The organism is Corynebacterium falsenii (genome assembly GCF_020099275.1).
In the GTDB taxonomy this organism is placed as follows: domain Bacteria; phylum Actinomycetota; class Actinomycetes; order Mycobacteriales; family Mycobacteriaceae; genus Corynebacterium; species Corynebacterium falsenii.
On record NZ_CP083646.1, the window covers coordinates 1,086,369 to 1,101,569 of the forward strand.

At 61.4% G+C, this 15,201-nt stretch carries 14 protein-coding genes; 9 read left to right on the forward strand and 5 right to left on the reverse strand.

Annotation, left to right across the window (positions count from 1 at the left end; translation table 11 throughout):
* Positions 1–9 precede the first annotated feature (9 nt).
* Complete coding sequence (locus LA343_RS04795) at positions 10–891, forward strand: uracil-DNA glycosylase (RefSeq protein WP_025402218.1); 882 nt, start codon at positions 10–12, stop codon at positions 889–891.
* Here the strand turns inward: LA343_RS04795 and LA343_RS04800 are convergent.
* Genes LA343_RS04800 through LA343_RS04810 form a run of 3 tightly spaced genes read right to left on the reverse strand, consistent with a single transcriptional unit; the run spans position 848 to position 3,994 of the window.
* Positions 848–2,104 (reverse strand): MFS transporter, encoded by a 1,257-nt coding sequence (locus LA343_RS04800; protein ID WP_025402219.1) that lies wholly within the window; start codon positions 2,102–2,104, stop codon positions 848–850. The two genes, LA343_RS04795 and LA343_RS04800, sit on opposite strands and share 44 nt — an antisense overlap.
* 58 nt (positions 2,105–2,162) lie before the next feature.
* The gene (locus LA343_RS04805; protein ID WP_025402220.1) at positions 2,163–3,251 is read right to left on the reverse strand and encodes an NADP-dependent oxidoreductase; all 1,089 of its coding nucleotides are present in this window, start codon (positions 3,249–3,251) and stop codon (positions 2,163–2,165) included.
* Between the two features lie 29 nt (positions 3,252–3,280).
* Positions 3,281–3,994, reverse strand: coding sequence for a type 1 glutamine amidotransferase domain-containing protein (locus tag LA343_RS04810; protein ID WP_025402221.1), 714 nt, complete (start codon positions 3,992–3,994; stop codon positions 3,281–3,283).
* A 218-nt stretch (positions 3,995–4,212) separates the two neighbouring features.
* Here LA343_RS04810 and LA343_RS04815 point away from each other — a divergent pair, with 218 nt between their 5' ends.
* Positions 4,213–4,824 (forward strand): vitamin K epoxide reductase family protein, encoded by a 612-nt coding sequence (locus LA343_RS04815; protein ID WP_025402222.1) that lies wholly within the window; start codon positions 4,213–4,215, stop codon positions 4,822–4,824.
* A gap of 22 nt (positions 4,825–4,846) precedes the next feature.
* On the opposite strand, the gene nadE is transcribed toward LA343_RS04815, so the two are convergent.
* Positions 4,847–5,701 (reverse strand): NAD(+) synthase, encoded by an 855-nt coding sequence (gene nadE, locus LA343_RS04820; protein WP_025402223.1) that lies wholly within the window; start codon positions 5,699–5,701, stop codon positions 4,847–4,849.
* 154 nt (positions 5,702–5,855) lie between these two features.
* On the opposite strand from nadE, the gene ykgO reads away from it, so the two are divergent.
* The 6 genes from ykgO to nrdE all read left to right on the forward strand — a co-directional run bounded on the left by ykgO (position 5,856) and on the right by nrdE (position 13,192).
* Positions 5,856–5,978: a type B 50S ribosomal protein L36 gene (ykgO, locus tag LA343_RS04825; protein ID WP_012732041.1), complete on the forward strand. Its 123-nt coding sequence runs from the start codon at positions 5,856–5,858 to the stop codon at positions 5,976–5,978.
* Positions 5,979–6,392: 414 nt separating this feature from the next.
* The gene (locus tag LA343_RS04830; protein ID WP_025402224.1) at positions 6,393–8,219 is read left to right on the forward strand and encodes an HNH endonuclease signature motif containing protein; all 1,827 of its coding nucleotides are present in this window, start codon (positions 6,393–6,395) and stop codon (positions 8,217–8,219) included.
* A gap of 471 nt (positions 8,220–8,690) precedes the next feature.
* Positions 8,691–8,921, forward strand: a complete 231-nt coding sequence (nrdH, locus tag LA343_RS04835) for a glutaredoxin-like protein NrdH (protein WP_025402225.1) — start codon at positions 8,691–8,693, stop codon at positions 8,919–8,921.
* 195 nt (positions 8,922–9,116) lie between these two features.
* A complete protein-coding gene (locus LA343_RS04840; protein WP_025402226.1) occupies positions 9,117–10,505 on the forward strand; it encodes an MFS transporter in 1,389 nt (462 codons plus the stop codon).
* Positions 10,505–10,972 carry a class Ib ribonucleoside-diphosphate reductase assembly flavoprotein NrdI gene (gene nrdI / locus LA343_RS04845; RefSeq protein WP_025402227.1) on the forward strand — a complete coding sequence of 156 codons (468 nt, stop codon included), beginning with the start codon at positions 10,505–10,507 and terminating at the stop codon, positions 10,970–10,972. Before LA343_RS04840 ends, nrdI begins: the two co-directional genes overlap by 1 nt.
* Positions 10,973–11,029: 57 nt before the next feature.
* Positions 11,030–13,192 carry a class 1b ribonucleoside-diphosphate reductase subunit alpha gene (gene nrdE, locus LA343_RS04850; protein WP_025402228.1) on the forward strand — a complete coding sequence of 721 codons (2,163 nt, stop codon included), beginning with the start codon at positions 11,030–11,032 and terminating at the stop codon, positions 13,190–13,192.
* A 123-nt stretch (positions 13,193–13,315) separates the two neighbouring features.
* On the opposite strand, the gene LA343_RS04855 is transcribed toward nrdE, so the two are convergent.
* Positions 13,316–13,810 carry a ferritin gene (locus tag LA343_RS04855; protein WP_025402229.1) on the reverse strand — a complete coding sequence of 165 codons (495 nt, stop codon included), beginning with the start codon at positions 13,808–13,810 and terminating at the stop codon, positions 13,316–13,318.
* Positions 13,811–14,058: 248 nt separating this feature from the next.
* On the opposite strand from LA343_RS04855, the gene nrdF reads away from it, so the two are divergent.
* Positions 14,059–15,054 (forward strand): class 1b ribonucleoside-diphosphate reductase subunit beta, encoded by a 996-nt coding sequence (nrdF, locus tag LA343_RS04860; protein ID WP_025402230.1) that lies wholly within the window; start codon positions 14,059–14,061, stop codon positions 15,052–15,054.
* Positions 15,055–15,201 lie beyond the last annotated feature (147 nt).

Here is a 15,201-nt window from a genome sequence, read left to right on the forward strand (position 1 = left end):
CCTAATCACATGACTGCCCCGCATCCCACACCCCTGCCGCACCCCATCACAGGCGACCTGTTCGACTCTCCCGTGCCGCCGGGCACCGGCTGGCCTGGCGACCCGGCAACCGCGAATACGCCCGTGTGCCACACCGCCGAGGACATCGCTGCCCGCGCCGATCAGGCCCGCTCGCACGGCGACCTCACCGAGCTTGAGGCCGCCATCTCCGTGTGCTCGGTCTGCGACAGGCTGGTCGACTGGCGGCAGTCATTGGCGGTACACAAACGCGCGGCGTTTGCCGATCAGCCCTATTGGTCCCGCCCGGTGCCCAGCTTCGGCAACCCCGACGCGCGTAGGGTCATCGTGGGTCTTGCGCCATCCGCGCACGGCAGCAACCGCACGGGCCGCAACTTCACCGGCGACCCCGCAGGTCGATGGCTTTACCGCGCCCTCTACAAGGCCGGGGCCTGCACTCGCGAGGAGTCCATCGCCGCCGGCGACGGCATGGAGATCACCGCAGCCCGCGTGGTCCCACCCGTGCACTGCGCCCCGCCGCACAACAAACCCACCACCGAGGAGAAGGCGACGTGCCGCACCTGGTTTAGCACTGAGCTGAGCATGATCCGCCCCGTCGCCATCCTCGCGCTCGGGCAGATTGGCTGGACCAGCGTGTTCCAGGCCGGCGCTGCACTCGGCTGGGAGGGTATCTCCCCGCGCCCGAAGTTCGGCCACAACGTCACAGCGACCGTCACGACCGGTTGGGGTCCGCTCACCGTCGTGGGCTGTTATCACCCGTCACAGCGCAACACTTCCACCAAGCTGCTCACCGAGCCTAAACTCGACGCCGCCATGCGGACCTTCCTCGCTATCGCAATCGGCGGCGAGCACGAGGAGCACGACGAGGACTGAGCCCGGCAAGGGCGGTCGCCAAGGCAGTGAGCAGCGCCACCACCATGCCGAACATCATCACGTACTGCTGGGGCGCCACCTTGGACAGCACGGAAATAACGAAGGGCGCGAAGAACCCCAGGTAGGTAAACGAGTAGTACACCGCCGTGAGTCGGCCCAGGTCATCGCGGTGGGCCGCCCGCTGGACGGTGAATAACCCGGAGACCATGAGCGTGCCGTAGGCGCTGCCCAGCACCACCGCCGCCACGAGCGCGAGGGCGGGGGAGTGAGTCCACACCACGAACGTTCCCAGCAGCATGCCCGCAGCGGCGAGGAGCAACCCCACCCGCGCGGGTGGCCGCCCCGAACGGGTAATCGCCCTCGTGGCGAGGGGTTGCACGGCCACACCACTGCCCATCGCGGTGGTGGCCATGAGTCCGGTGAACGCGATGGGTACGCTCACCTCGTCAAGGGCAAAAGTATTGAGGGTGGCGAACGCCGTGGTCGCGGTACCGAACACCCACGGCGCCCAGAACAACGTGGGCACAATCGGCATGATGGCCTTGACGCTCCAGCCGTGGCCGCGGTCTGTGCCCGGCGACTGCGTACTCGCCGACTGTGTGCTCGGCGCGACGGCAGCCTCGGGAACCCGCCACACCAAGAAGGCCGAGATCACGATAAGCACCACGTGCACCACCAGCGGGGTGTACAGCGGCGCCGGGGCCCACTGCGCCAGCGCGCCGCTGCACGCCGGGCCCAAGCCGAAGCCCGCAGAGGTAGCGATGGTGGCCCGGCGCGCGCCCACTTCGGTAGTTCCCCCGCTGAGCGCGGTGACTTCCTTGAGCCACGACGCACCAGCAGACAGCATCAGCCCCACGGCCACGCCGGTGACGAGCCTGCCCAGCGCCACGACGATCTCGAACTTATCGGGCAACGCCATGAGCAGCAGCGTTCCTGCCAGGGAGATGATCGTCGCCGGGCGCATCACCGCACGGCGGCCGTATCGGTCGGATAAGGCGCCGCCTGCCAGCAGCGCGGGGATGAGGCCCAGAATGTAAATAGCCAGCAGGAACGTGACCTTGCTCTGGCTTAAGTCCAGTTCCTGCCGGTAGACGGGCAGCAGCGGGGCAAAGTGATTCGCCCCGAACCCGATGGCGAACATGGCGATGCCGATCTTCCACCAGTCGGCGCGCGCCGGGGTAGGCTCACCGCCGACGCGCTGCCCTTGTTTCATGTCACAAAGTATAGCCCCGGGCGAGACGCTGACACCCGAGGTTCGCGATCTACACTGTCTACTCCGCGACCTTCACCACGAGCTTGCCGAAGTTCTTGCCGTTGAGTATGCCCACGAACGCATCCACGGCGTTATCCAATCCCTCCACAACATCTTCGCGGTACTTCACGGAGCCGTCCTGCACGCGCGGGGTCATCTCCTCGAGGAAGTCGCCCATCTGGTCGGCGAACTCGGCCTGGATGAAACCGCGGATGGTCAGCGACTTCTTCAACACCGTGCCCATGAGCTGGCCGGAACGATCCGGGCCCTCGGGAAGCTCGGTGGCGTTGTAGCCGGACACCAAACCGCACACCGGCACACGCGCGTACGTGTTGAGCCGCGGCAGCACCGCATCCCACACCTTGCCGCCGACGTTTTCGTAGTAGACGTCGATCCCTTCCGGCGTGGCCTCCGCGAGCTGCTCGGTGAAGTCTTCGGCACGGTGGTCGATGGCGGCGTCGAACCCGAGTTCCTTGAGGTAAGCGACCTTCTCTGGGCCACCGGCGATCCCCACTGCGCGGGCGCCGTGGAGCTTCGCGATCTGGCCCACCATGCTGCCCACCGGTCCGGTGGCGGCGGCGACCACGACCGTCTCACCTTCCTGCGGGTGGCCGATGTTGTTCATACCGGCCCACGCGGTGAAGCCGGGCATCCCCAGCACACCCAGCGCCGTGGAGAGCGGCAGGCCGCTGTCAGCATCGAGCCGGCGCACGTGGCCACTCTTTTCAACCGAGTGGGTTTGCCAACCCCCGTAGCTCAACACGATGTCGCCTTGCGTGAACTTTTCGTCCGTCGACGCCACAACCCGCGATACCGTAGCGCCGACAATCGGGTCACCAATGGCTACTGGGTCGGCGTAGGATTCGGCGTCGCTCATCCGGCCGCGCATGTACGGATCGAGGGAAAGGTAGAGCGTTTCCAGGAGAAGCTCGGACTTGCCCAGCTCAGCGGGGGCCGGGAGCTCAACGGTCTCGGTGCGGAAGTTGTCCTGGGTGGGCTCGCCATGCGGGCGGCTGGCCAACACGATGCGCGTGGAGGTGCGCGGGGTGGAGTGTGGGGTGGTGGAATCGGAGGAGGAAGAGGAGGAAGACGTTTCTGAAGTACTCATGGTGATCCTCAACGCCGCCCGGGCGGCATTTATTTCTGGGCGCGAGAGGTCACGAGCTCAGCGACCTTCGTCGCGGTCGCCTTGGCGGAGGTGGGGTTCTGGCCGGTCACAAGGCGTCCGTCGACCACAACGTTGGAGGTGAACGGCACGATGTTCTTGGAGTATTTCGCCCCGCGCTTCTGGATTTCCTCCTCCACGTTGTAGGGCACCAGCTTCGAGACCATCGCGGCGATCTCCTCAGCCCAGGAAAAGCCGGTGAGCTTGCGGCCGGAGACCAGCGGGGTGCCGTTGCCGTCGGTGGCATTGAGCAGGCCGGCGTAACCGTGGCAAACCGCGGAAACCACGCCGCCGTTGTTCCAGATGGTTTGGGTAATTGACTGCAGACCTTCGCTATCCGGGAAGTCGAACATCACGCCGTGGCCGCCGGTGAAGTAGATCGCGTCGTAGTCATTGGGGTCGATGTCTTCTGGCTTCGAGGTGGTGCCCAAGAGAGCCATTTGGCTCGGGTCTGAGTGCCACGCCTTGGCTGAGGCGTCGAAAAACGGGAATTTCAGCGATTGCGGCTCGATAGGGGAGTAGCCGCCCCGGGGGCTGACGATGGTCTGCTCGAACCCGCGATCGGCGAAGATATCCCAGGCGTGGGTGAGCTCGGAGAGCCAGAGGCCGGTGGCGCGGTCGGGCTTGGCGGCGTAGTGATCGACGTTCGTGACGACGTGCAGGATGCGGGGGTTAGCGGAGGACACGGGAGATAACAACCTTTCTTAGGCCCCAGATCGAATCCGGCGTGGTTGAAGATGTTGAGGAGTAGAGGGGGCGGATGTTGGTGCGGATGTGGCCACCGAGGATACACCGAGGTGTTAAGAAACCAGTGAGACTGGTCATAAGGAACTATTATGCGCGGGGCTGCGCGGGGTACACTCTGAAAAAACATTGGTTCCACCAGGAGACACCACCGCTCACTATGCCGACTGCTCAGCCCACCACCATTCCTCCCGTCGCCCACCGCAGCGGCCTCGGGGCCACAAAGCGTTTCGGCGTCGCCATGCTGATCATGGGAACGATCGCACTGATCTTCTCTACGCTGATCATGTACGACAAGTTGCAGCTCATGCTCGACCCGAACTTCGAGCCCGCCTGCACCATCAACACGATTGTGTCCTGCACGGATGTGATGTCCTCCCAGCAGGCGTCCGCCTTCGGCTTCCCCAATCCGTTCATCGGCATGATCGGTTTTCCCGTGGTGATGACGACGGGCGTGGTGCTCGCGACGGGCGCGAAGCTCCCCAAATGGTACTGGTACTGCACCATCGTGGGCCTGGGGCTGGGCGTGGTCTTCGTCCACTGGCTGGCCTACCAGGCGATTTACAAGATCGTGGCGCTGTGCCCCTACTGCATGGTGGTGTGGTCGATGATGCTGCCGCTGTTCATCATGACCTTGGTGCATGTGCGGCGTGAGACGCGCCGGGAACGCGGAGAGGTCGTCGCGCACTCCGCGTTCGGCATGCCGTTTGTTGTGCTGATCGTGTGGTATCTGGGCTTCTTTGCCCTTATTGCTGATCAGTTTATTTTCTAGCTGTTGCGGGGGCAGTCGGGCGCTACTTCCGCCACCACTGGTCGTCTGGGGTGACGGGCAGGTGCCGCTTGTGCTGGCTGCGCGTCCACAGTCCCTCGATGGTCTCGGCGGCGCCAGCATCCACATCGTCACCGTTGTCGGTGCTCTCCAGGTAGCTGTCGATTTGCTGGTAGGTCACGCCGAGCGCTTCTTCGTCGGGCAGTGCTGGGCGGTCTTCTTCGAGGTCGGCGGTGGGAACCTTTTTCCACGTGGATTCGGGCGCGCCGAGGTGTTGCAGCAGCGCTGCGCCCTGGCGCTTCGATAGTCCGGCTAGGGGAACGAGGTCCGCTGCGCCGTCGCCGTGTTTGGTGAAGAACCCGGTGATGGCTTCTGCGGCGTGGTCGGTGCCCACCACGAGTCCGCGGCGCTCGCCAGCGATCGCGTATTGGGCGATCATGCGTTGCCGAGCTTTCACGTTGCCCTTGTTGAAGTCGCTGATCTTTTCGACGCCCAATGCCTCAGCAATCGCAGCGGCCGCCGCATCTGCTGCGTCTTTGATGTTCACCACGAGGGACTCGCTGGGCTGGATGAACCGGAGGGCGGTCTGCGCATCGTCTTCATCTGCCTGGACGCCGTAGGGGAGGCGGACGGCGATGAAGCTGTAGGGGGCTTCTGTGTTTTCCGTGTCCTCGGCGTTGAGGGCGTCCACCGCGAGCTGGCAGAGACGGCCCGCCAGGGTGGAGTCCTGTCCGCCGGAGATCCCGAGCACGAGGGAGCGAGCGCCGGTAGTGCGCAGGTAGTCGGCGATGAAGGACACCCGACGCTCGACTTCCTCGGCCGGGTCGATCTGGGGGCGGGCTCCCAGTTCTGCGATGATGGTGTGATGTAGGGAGGTCATGGGTTCATCCTAGACCGCGGTGAACGCCATTTGGTTTTGGCGTGGGTGATGGGTAGACTCAATCCTTGTGTTTGTGTCCGGTGGCATGAACAGGCGCTGCGTGCGTCCTGTGTCGCCGGGCTAACTTTTGAGTCGATGAAGAAAGGAGCGCCCGATGAAGGTCCGTAAGTCCCTTCGGTCGCTGAAGAACAAGCCGGGCGCTCAGGTTGTTCGTCGCCACGGCAAGGTTTTTGTGATCAACAAGAAGGATCCGCGTTTCAAGGCTCGCCAGGGCTAATCCCTGCTGCTGAGCAATCCCGCTCATCGCGCCTGCTTCCCTTGTGGGGAGCGGTCGCGGGGGCGGGATTTTTTCGTTCGACGCCACCAGCTTCTCGTTCGTCGAGTTGGGTCCGGGTGGTTGCAGGTAGTGCCTGCCCAGACATTTGTGCGGCCGCTGCTTCTTTTCAACCTAACCAGGGGACAAAATATTTTTCGAAATTGTTTCCGAAACCTCTTGTTCGATGTCGCACACGCCTGTACTATAGAAACCAACAACACCACACGGGGACGCCACACCACGGGGAAACATCAAACAGCATCCGGACATGCTGGCTTTTAGCAGGTATATCTGGTTTTATCCCAAGTGGTGTCTCGGATAAAGCAGGACCATAGCAGGAATTTTGTAGGGGAATCATCCAGGGGGAAGGTCACCATGACCACCACACCACACATCAAAGAGTCGATCAGTGCAGACGAACACACAAACGATACCGACAGCGACAGTGTCGCTGATCTGACCACGCATGTTGATCTCATCGAAGCATCCATGGCAGCGCTCACCGATATCCTCACCACCCCCACCGCCGAGTTGTTCCACACCCACCGCGCCGACATCATCCGCCTACTCACAACCATCAGCCACACCGACACCCTCTACGCCGCATTCGCTTACGCTGCCCACGAAGCGGGCATCTCCCGTGCGGCGGGCACGACACGGACGTCGACCTACCTCGCGAGGTTGTTGGACACCTCCGAGTACCAGGCACGACAGTGGATCAACCTTGGCATAAGCCTGTACAAACCACCCGAACCACCAGCAGACAAGACGACCACCAACGGTGAGGATGACGCAGCCAACGGTGAAGACTCAGCTGATGATGCTGTCCAGAACCGTGCCGACCAATTAGCCGAACGTCGTCGGGCACACGAAGCCCACCAAGCACATTTGGCTGCCCAGGCACAGGCACGGAAACAAGCCCGGAAGCTTAGCGATGCGAAACTGGCTGAGATCAACCGCGAACTCGAACACCTCCACCCCAGCCTGCATGCCGAGCATCACCACATCCTGTTCGACAACGCCACCACCATGGCAGCCACCACCACCGTCGAAGACCTGAAACTTACCTTGCGTAATCAGGTCCGGACGTTGAATAGCTCTGTGGTGGATCCGACCGCTGACTACCGGGCACGTACACTCGTCTGGTCACCCGCCGACACCCATGGCAACGTGCGTGTTACCGCCGTGCTACCTAGGACTGGGCATGCGTTGTTGGAAACCCTGATGTCCCCGGCACGGCTAGCGGCCTTTGACCGCAGTCGTGGGGTGAACATAGACGAGGACCGTAGGACCATGGCTCAACGCCGGGCGGATGTGTTTATGGCGATGTTGGAAACCTGGGCCGAGGATGCTGATGCCGCCACCGCACCACGCACACGGGGGTTGGCCTCTTTGGTGGTGGCACTGTCGGCCAAGGACCTCACCACACTACCTACTAGCAGTGATGGTGCCGGCGGCGGTGCCGCTGGCTCCGCCCCTGTGACACCTCCCACTGCCGAGTCGCTCAACGCACCTAGCGTGTGGTTTCCCACCAACACCAACGCCCGGCTACACCCGATCGACATCCTCCGGTTGGGCCTGGCCGAGCATGATCTGGGGGTAGTGCTCGATCCGGATTCCAGACGCGCCCTTGCTTCAGCGCGGATGAAGCGGCATGCCACGGTGGAGCAGAAGCTCATGCTTGTTGCTGAGCAGTTGTGTTGTGCGTATCCGGGGTGTAACCGTGCTGCGGTGGACTGCGATGTCCACCACATCAAAGCCTGGTCCCATGGGGGACGCACGACCATTGATAATTTGACGTTGTTGTGTCGGACGCATCATCGGATGAATAGGGATCAGCATGATGGTGGTGTGGGTATGGGCCATGCCGAGGTTGATCCGGATTCCGGACGCGTCGGCTGGAGGGAAGCCCGCCACAATCACGAGGGCTTACCGGACCTGCCCGGGGCACCACCAGATACTGAACCAAAGACAGATCCATCACCGTCTGGGTCACCGGTCACCGAACCTTCAGGTTCGGGCCCGCGCGTGCGCCCGCGTCCGCACCCGCGGTTGAGTGACACGGTTGTGGTGAATACGTCCACCACTGCCAGCCAGGCCCCCGGCGCCAAGGTGCCGGACCAGGCTTGGGGAAGTGAGGAGGTTCAGGCGCTGTTCGACCCACCACAACCCCCACGACGCCGCAGTGATCGAGCATCATGACCGACCACCAGCACACAGCAACCCTGCACCGAGCACCACCCCAAACCCAAGCCCGAACCGAACCGAACCGATCCGGAATCCGGACGCAACCACCTCTCCGGCCACCTACCGAGTAACGACCGTCGCGGAGCCGAGCCTTCCCCGACTCCCAAATCAGCGAACCTGGTGCGAGGAGCCGACTGGGGAAGTGGTGCAGAAAAGTTAACTCCGTGAAATTACAAGAATGTTTTTCGGCGATCAAGATGTTGTGGTGTCAGGAATTGCCCACCTGCGAATTCCTCGCTTGTAACTACCAGATATTGTGATTGTGGTGAGATGTGACCCCAAAATGTAGTGGTTCTTCGTGTTGTCTCACACGCTTGTAATGTGTATTCTCAATCAAGTCAGCGCGTCACACACGCCGGTGAGACACCGACCACCTCGCGCTCTTTTACGCCCACGTTTCACACTTTCCCAGGAGATCCCGCCGTCATGATCACCGTTTACACCAAGCCCGCTTGCGTCCAGTGCACCGCCACCAAGAAGGCCCTCGATAAGGCCGGTCTGGAATACACCATGGTGGACATCAGCCTGGATGACGAGGCCCGTGACTACGTCATGGCTCTCGGCCACCTGCAGGCACCGGTTGTCGTGGCAGGCGAAAACCACTGGTCCGGCTTCCGTCCCGACCGCATCCGCGCCCTGGCTGTCGAGGCCGCCTAACAACTCCGCTGAGGGTACCTCACACCCTCAAGCGTGGCCTCCCTCGTCGAATGGCGCGGGAGGCTTTGTCATGTTCGGTGTTACACCGCAGACAGCTCTGTACAACACGTAACCCAAACAACGCCACGCGACCCCACATACCCAGACAACCCACATACCCAAGCAACTCCACCCGATCAGAGGCCCATCATGTCCATGCGCTCGCTCCTCGCGGATATCACCCCGCTGCGGCACGTGGACTTTCGCCGTCTCTGGACAGCCAACATCGTCACCGTCATCGGCGCACAGCTCAACATCATTGCCGTGCCCGCGCAGATCTATGTCATCACGGGAAGCTCCGCTTACGTCGGTCTCGCCGGCCTGTTTGGTCTCGTCCCCCTGGTGATCTTCGGACTGTACGGTGGTTCGTTGGCCGACCACATGGATCGACGCCTCCTGCTGCACATCACCACGTTCGGATTGATTGCCACGGCAGCCGGGTTTTGGGCGCAGGCGGCAGCAGGCGTGGATAACGTCTGGGTGATCCTGAGCCTTTTCTCTGTTCAACAGGCCTTCTTTGCCATCAATCAGCCCACGCGCACCGCGATCATCCCCAAGCTGGTGGGGAAGGACAATATCGCGGCGGCCACGTCGCTGAATATGACTGTCATGCAGGCAGGAGCGATCGTTGGGCCTGTTGTGGGCGGAGGCCTCATCCCCGTCCTCGGGTTTTCGTGTCTGTACTTCCTCGATTTCCTTGCGCTGTTCGCCACGCTGTGGGCGGTCCACAAGCTGCCGCACCTGCCGCCCGATCCGGATATTGCGGCGGAGTCTGCCGAAGAGATTGCGCAGGGGACGAAGCACGGGACGAGGCAAGAGGCTAAACAGCGCGCAGGATTTGCCAGCGTGCTCTCCGGGTTTGCTTTCCTCTGGGTCCATCCCATCCTGTTGATGACGTTCGTCATCGACCTCATTGCGATGATCTTCGGTCAGCCCCGCGCGCTCATTCCCCAGATGTCCCACGTGGACTTCGGCGAGCCGGCCGAAGGAGGCATCATGTACGCGCTGTTGTTCGCCGCCCTTCCCTTCGGCGCCGTGATCGGCGGGGTCTTCTCCGGCCGCATCGTGGCGATTGCTCGACGCGGACTCGGTGTGACGATCAGCGTGCTCATCTGGGGAGCATCCATCGTCGTGATGGGTTGGGCGGTGAACCAGGCCCATGGCAGCGTCAATGTCTTCGCATGGGTGGCATTGGCCGCCTTCGCGTTGGGAGGAGCGGCGGACATGTTCAGCGCCGTCCTGCGCTCGACCATGCTCCAAGAGGCCGCGGACGATAACCTTCGCGGCAGGCTCCAAGGGGTGTTCATTGTTGTGGTGGTGGGAGGCCCTAGGATCGCCGACATTATCCACGGCTGGGGTGGCACCCATGCTGGAGCCGGAACGGTCACCTGGATTGGTGGGGTAGGGGTGATCGTGGGAACCCTCATCGCGGTGGCCTGCGTGCCGCAATTCCTCCGCTGGACGCCCCGTGCTGAGATGACCCGCCCCATCGCACAATCGCCCACACAGTCGCCCACTAAAGATTCACCCGAAGGAACGGTCTGATGCTCATCACCTACTTCTCTTCAACCACGGAGAATACGCACCGATTCGTGGCCAAGTTGGGTCTGCCCGCCCGGCGCATACCGCTGCGTCGAACCGAGGGAGACCTTCACGTCGACGAACCGCATGTGCTTATCGTGCCGACCTACGGCGGAGGGGCCGGAATGACAGGCGATTTTAGTCGTCCCGTGCCTAAGCAAGTCATCCGCTTCCTGAACCACAAACCCAACCGAGATTTGTTGCGTGGAGTCATTGCCGCGGGCAACCTCAACTTCGGCCCCGACTTCTGCAAAGCCGGAGACATCATCGCGGCGAAATGCAACGTTCCTTATCTATATAGGTTTGAGCTCATGGGCACGGACGAAGACGTTCTTCGAGTACAGACGGGGCTTGCCGAATTTGAAGCCGCCCTGCGCCGCGAGGGGCACTGGGATGCTGCCAGCACAACCCCCAACCTAACCGCTAGCTAAACCACACAAGTTCGATAGACTTCCAGACAAACAACCATCACAGGGAGAAACACACACATGACCACAGCTGAGGTTGGAAAAACCGTGGCAGAACCCGTCAAGCAAAGCGAACAGCTCGATTACCATGCGCTGAACGCTATGCTGAATCTCTACGACGACGCAGGTCAGATTCAGTTTGATAAGGACCGGGAAGCAGCGAACCAGTACTTCCTGCAGCACGTCAACCAGAACACCGTCTTCTTCCACGACTTGGAAGAGAAGATGGATTACCTGGTCAACAACGACTACTATGATCCGGCCGTGCTCGAGAAGTACGACTTCCCGTTTGTGAAGGCCCTGTTTAAGCGGGCATACGCCAAGAAGTTCCGCTTCCAATCTTTCCTGGGTGCGTACAAGTACTACACGTCCTACACCCTGAAGACCTTTGACGGTCGCCGCTACCTCGAGCGCTTCGAAGATCGCGTGTGCATGGTCTCGCTCGGCCTGGCCGATGGTGACAAGCAGCTTGCTGAGAACCTTGTGGACGAGATCATGGACGGCCGCTTCCAGCCCGCCACCCCGACGTTCCTCAACGTGGGCAAGGCACAGCGCGGCGAGCCCGTGTCCTGCTTCCTGCTCCGCATCGAAGACAACATGGAGTCCATTGGACGATCCATCAACTCGGCCCTGCAGCTGTCCAAGCGCGGCGGTGGCGTGGCCCTACTTCTGTCCAATTTGCGCGAGTCCGGCGCCCCCATTAAGCACATCGAGAACCAGTCCTCGGGCGTCATCCCCGTGATGAAGCTGCTCGAGGATGCCTTTAGCTACGCCAACCAGCTGGGCGCCCGCCAGGGTGCCGGTGCGGTGTACCTGCATGCGCACCACCCGGATATCCTGCGCTTCCTCGATACCAAGCGAGAGAACGCCGACGAGAAGATACGCATCAAGACGCTGTCCCACGGCGTGGTGATCCCAGACATCACTTTCGAGCTCGCTAAGCGCAACGATGACATGTACCTGTTCAGCCCCTACGATGTGGAACGCATCTATGGTAAGCCGTTCGCCGACGTGTCCATCACCGAACACTACGAGGAGATGGTCGAGGACCCGCGCATTCGCAAGCGCAAGATCAACGCCCGCGCCTTCTTCCAGACGCTGGCCGAGATCCAGTTCGAGTCGGGCTACCCGTACATCATGTTTGAGGACACCGTGAACAAGTCCAACCCCATCGCGGGGCGGATTACTCACTCGAACCTGTGCTCCGAGATTTTGCAGGTCTCCACGCCGTCGTTGTTCAATGAGGACCTCACCTACCAGAAGGTCGGCGACGACATTTCCTGCAACCTGGGATCGATGAACATCGCCAAGGCCATGGACTCGGACGACTTTTCCAAGACCATCGAGACCGCCATCCGCGGCCTCACCGCCGTGGCCGACCAGACGAGCATCGATTCCGTGCCGTCCGTCCGCCAAGGCAACGACCACTCCCACGCCATCGGCCTGGGGCAGATGAACCTGCACGGCTACCTGGGCCGCGAGCACATTCACTACGGCTCCGAGGAAGCATTGGACTTCACCAACGCCTACTTTGCTGCCGTGATGTACGAGGCCATCAAGGCATCGAACGTCATCGCCCAGGAGCGCGGGACTACTTTCCATGACTTCGAGAACTCCCAGTACGCTACCGGCGAGTTCTTCGATCGCTACAACCCGGATGACTTCGCACCCACGACCGAGCGCGTGAAGGAACTGTTCGCGGAGTCCAGCATCGCGGTTCCCACCCAGGAGGACTGGGCGGCGCTGAAGGCTAGCGTTATGGAGCACGGCCTCTACAATCGCAACCTGCAGGCCATCCCGCCAACGGGTTCCATCAGCTACATCAACAACTCCACCTCGTCCATCCACCCCATTGCCTCCAAAATCGAGATCCGCAAGGAAGGCAAGATCGGTCGCGTGTACTACCCGGCCCCCTACATGTCGAACGAGAACCTCGACTACTACGAGGATGCCTACGAGATCGGGTACGAGAAGATCATCGACACCTACGCGGTGGCGACGAAGTACGTGGACCAGGGCCTGTCCTTGACCCTGTTCTTCAAGGACACCGCCACGACGCGCGATATTAACCGCGCCCAGATCTACGCATGGCGCAAGGGCATCAAGACGATCTACTACATTCGTCTGCGCCAGACCGCACTCATGGGCACCGAGGTCGAGGGCTGCGTGAGCTGCATGCTCTAGCCTGGCCCTGCATGCTCTAGCCCGGCCCTAGATGCATAGACAAAGCCACCCTCCCACAAAGGGAGGGTGGCTTTAATTGGGTGCGCACACCGCAGATCGCAGATGGCAGCTGATCCTGGGGTCTTATGCGTTACGCTTGGCCAACTCAGAATCGATGCGCAGCAGGCCCGAGCCATCGTTGCCGACCAGCTTGATGCGGTCGATGATTTCGCTGACCGTCGCCTCTTCCTCGATCTGCTCGTCGAGGAAGAAGTTCAGTAGGCTGCGGGAGTCAATGTCGCCGACCTCCTCGGCGGTGTGAACGAGGTCGCGGATCATCGCGGAGACCTTCTTCTCGTGCTCCAGGGATGCCTCGAATGCGTCGAGGGGAGTGGAGATCTTCAGGCTCGGCATCTCGACGGTCTCGATGTCCACGCGGGCTTCGCGGTCGAGGAGGTGCTGGGCGAACTTCTGCGCGTGGACACGCTCCTCGGCGGCCTGCTGGAACATCCAGTCCCGCATGCCGGGGAAAGACAACCGATCCAGCTCGTACGCAAGCTGGGTGTAGACGAGAGCGGCCTGGTGCTCGGCGACGACCTGGTCGTTGAGCTGCTTTTGGAACTTTTCGTTGATAGCCATGGCACGAGGTTACAGAATTCACCGCCCGCGTGCCATGAAGCACCAATGCACATTAGCCTATGCTCACCACATAAGCACAGGTCAGGCTCACATAAAGAAGGGGTAAGGGTTGGCTAACCCTAGGGGGCGTGGGGTGGGGGAGGCTGGTGGCGTCGAAAAAGGAAGAAGCAATCAGGCGGGTGAACTCAGCGGGGCACAACAGGGTACGATCGTCACAGTACGTGCAACTGACGAAGGAGACTGCAGCCATGAGCGCACACGCACCGCACACCCCTGTGCACCGCGTCGCGGGTGATCCCATCTCGGCCATCAACTGGAATAGCATTCCGGACGACAAGGACTTAGAGGTCTGGGATCGGCTCACCGCAAATTTCTGGCTGCCAGAGAAGGTGCCGCTGTCCAACGACGTGCAGAGCTGGAACACGCTCAACGACATGGAACGGCAAACCACCATGCGCGTATTCACCGGACTCACCATGCTGGACACGATCCAGGGCACGGTGGGCGCCGTAAAACTCATCGAAGACTCCGTCACTCCCCATGAAGAGGCCGTGTTCACCAACATTGCGTTCATGGAATCGGTGCACGCGAAGTCGTACTCGTCGATCTTCATGACGCTCGCTAGCACTCCGGAGATTAACGACGCCTTCAGGTGGTCCGAAGAAAACGAGAAACTGCAGCGCAAGGCTCAGATTGTTTTGGACTTCTACGAGGGCGATGACCCGCTCAAGAAGAAGATTGCCTCCGTGCTGCTGGAGAGCTTCCTGTTCTACTCCGGCTTCTACCTGCCGATGTACTGGTCCTCGCATGCGAAGCTGACCAACACGGCCGATATTATCCGGCTTATCATTCGCGACGAGTCGGTCCACGGGTACTACATTGGCTACAAGTATCAGCGCGCGCTGGAGAAGGAGACCCCGGAGCGTCAGGAGGAGCTCAAGGAGCACACCTTCGACCTGCTGCTGGAACTCTACGACAACGAGGCGCAGTACACTGAGGATCTTTACGACGAGCTCGGCTGGACCGAGGACGTCAAGCGCTTCCTGCGCTACAACGCCAACAAGGCGCTGAACAACCTTGGCTATGAGGGGCTGTTCCCCGCGGACGAAACGAAGGTGTCTCCGGCGATCTTGTCGGCGCTGAACCCCGGTGGTGACGAAAATCACGACTTCTTCTCGGGGTCGGGATCTTCCTACGTTATCGGCAAGGCCGAGAGCACGACCGACGACGACTGGGACTTCTAAAACCCCGCTCGTAAAACCCGCTCAGAGCACCAAAAATTACAAAGTTGTGACGCTGTGTGCAGATCGTGTGCTGATCGAGGGCTGGTCGAGGGACTGGTCGTGTCTCGATCGTCCGCCGATCGTCCGCCGATCGTCCGCCGATCGTGA

Excerpts from the sequence above, each read along its gene's own strand:
- LA343_RS04795 (WP_025402218.1), top strand. The coding sequence starts at position 10 with ATGACTGCCCCGCATCCCACACCCCTGCCGCACCCCATCACAGGCGAC.
- LA343_RS04800 (WP_025402219.1), bottom strand. The coding sequence starts at position 2,104 with ATGAAACAAGGGCAGCGCGTCGGCGGTGAGCCTACCCCGGCGCGCGCC.
- LA343_RS04805 (WP_025402220.1), bottom strand. The coding sequence starts at position 3,251 with ATGAGTACTTCAGAAACGTCTTCCTCCTCTTCCTCCTCCGATTCCACC.
- LA343_RS04815 (WP_025402222.1), top strand. The coding sequence starts at position 4,213 with ATGCCGACTGCTCAGCCCACCACCATTCCTCCCGTCGCCCACCGCAGC.
- nadE (WP_025402223.1), bottom strand. The coding sequence starts at position 5,701 with ATGACCTCCCTACATCACACCATCATCGCAGAACTGGGAGCCCGCCCC.
- ykgO (WP_012732041.1), top strand. The coding sequence starts at position 5,856 with ATGAAGGTCCGTAAGTCCCTTCGGTCGCTGAAGAACAAGCCGGGCGCT.
- LA343_RS04830 (WP_025402224.1), top strand. The coding sequence starts at position 6,393 with ATGACCACCACACCACACATCAAAGAGTCGATCAGTGCAGACGAACAC.
- nrdH (WP_025402225.1), top strand. The coding sequence starts at position 8,691 with ATGATCACCGTTTACACCAAGCCCGCTTGCGTCCAGTGCACCGCCACC.
- LA343_RS04840 (WP_025402226.1), top strand. The coding sequence starts at position 9,117 with ATGCGCTCGCTCCTCGCGGATATCACCCCGCTGCGGCACGTGGACTTT.
- nrdI (WP_025402227.1), top strand. The coding sequence starts at position 10,505 with ATGCTCATCACCTACTTCTCTTCAACCACGGAGAATACGCACCGATTC.
- nrdE (WP_025402228.1), top strand. The coding sequence starts at position 11,030 with ATGACCACAGCTGAGGTTGGAAAAACCGTGGCAGAACCCGTCAAGCAA.
- LA343_RS04855 (WP_025402229.1), bottom strand. The coding sequence starts at position 13,810 with ATGGCTATCAACGAAAAGTTCCAAAAGCAGCTCAACGACCAGGTCGTC.
- nrdF (WP_025402230.1), top strand. The coding sequence starts at position 14,059 with ATGAGCGCACACGCACCGCACACCCCTGTGCACCGCGTCGCGGGTGAT.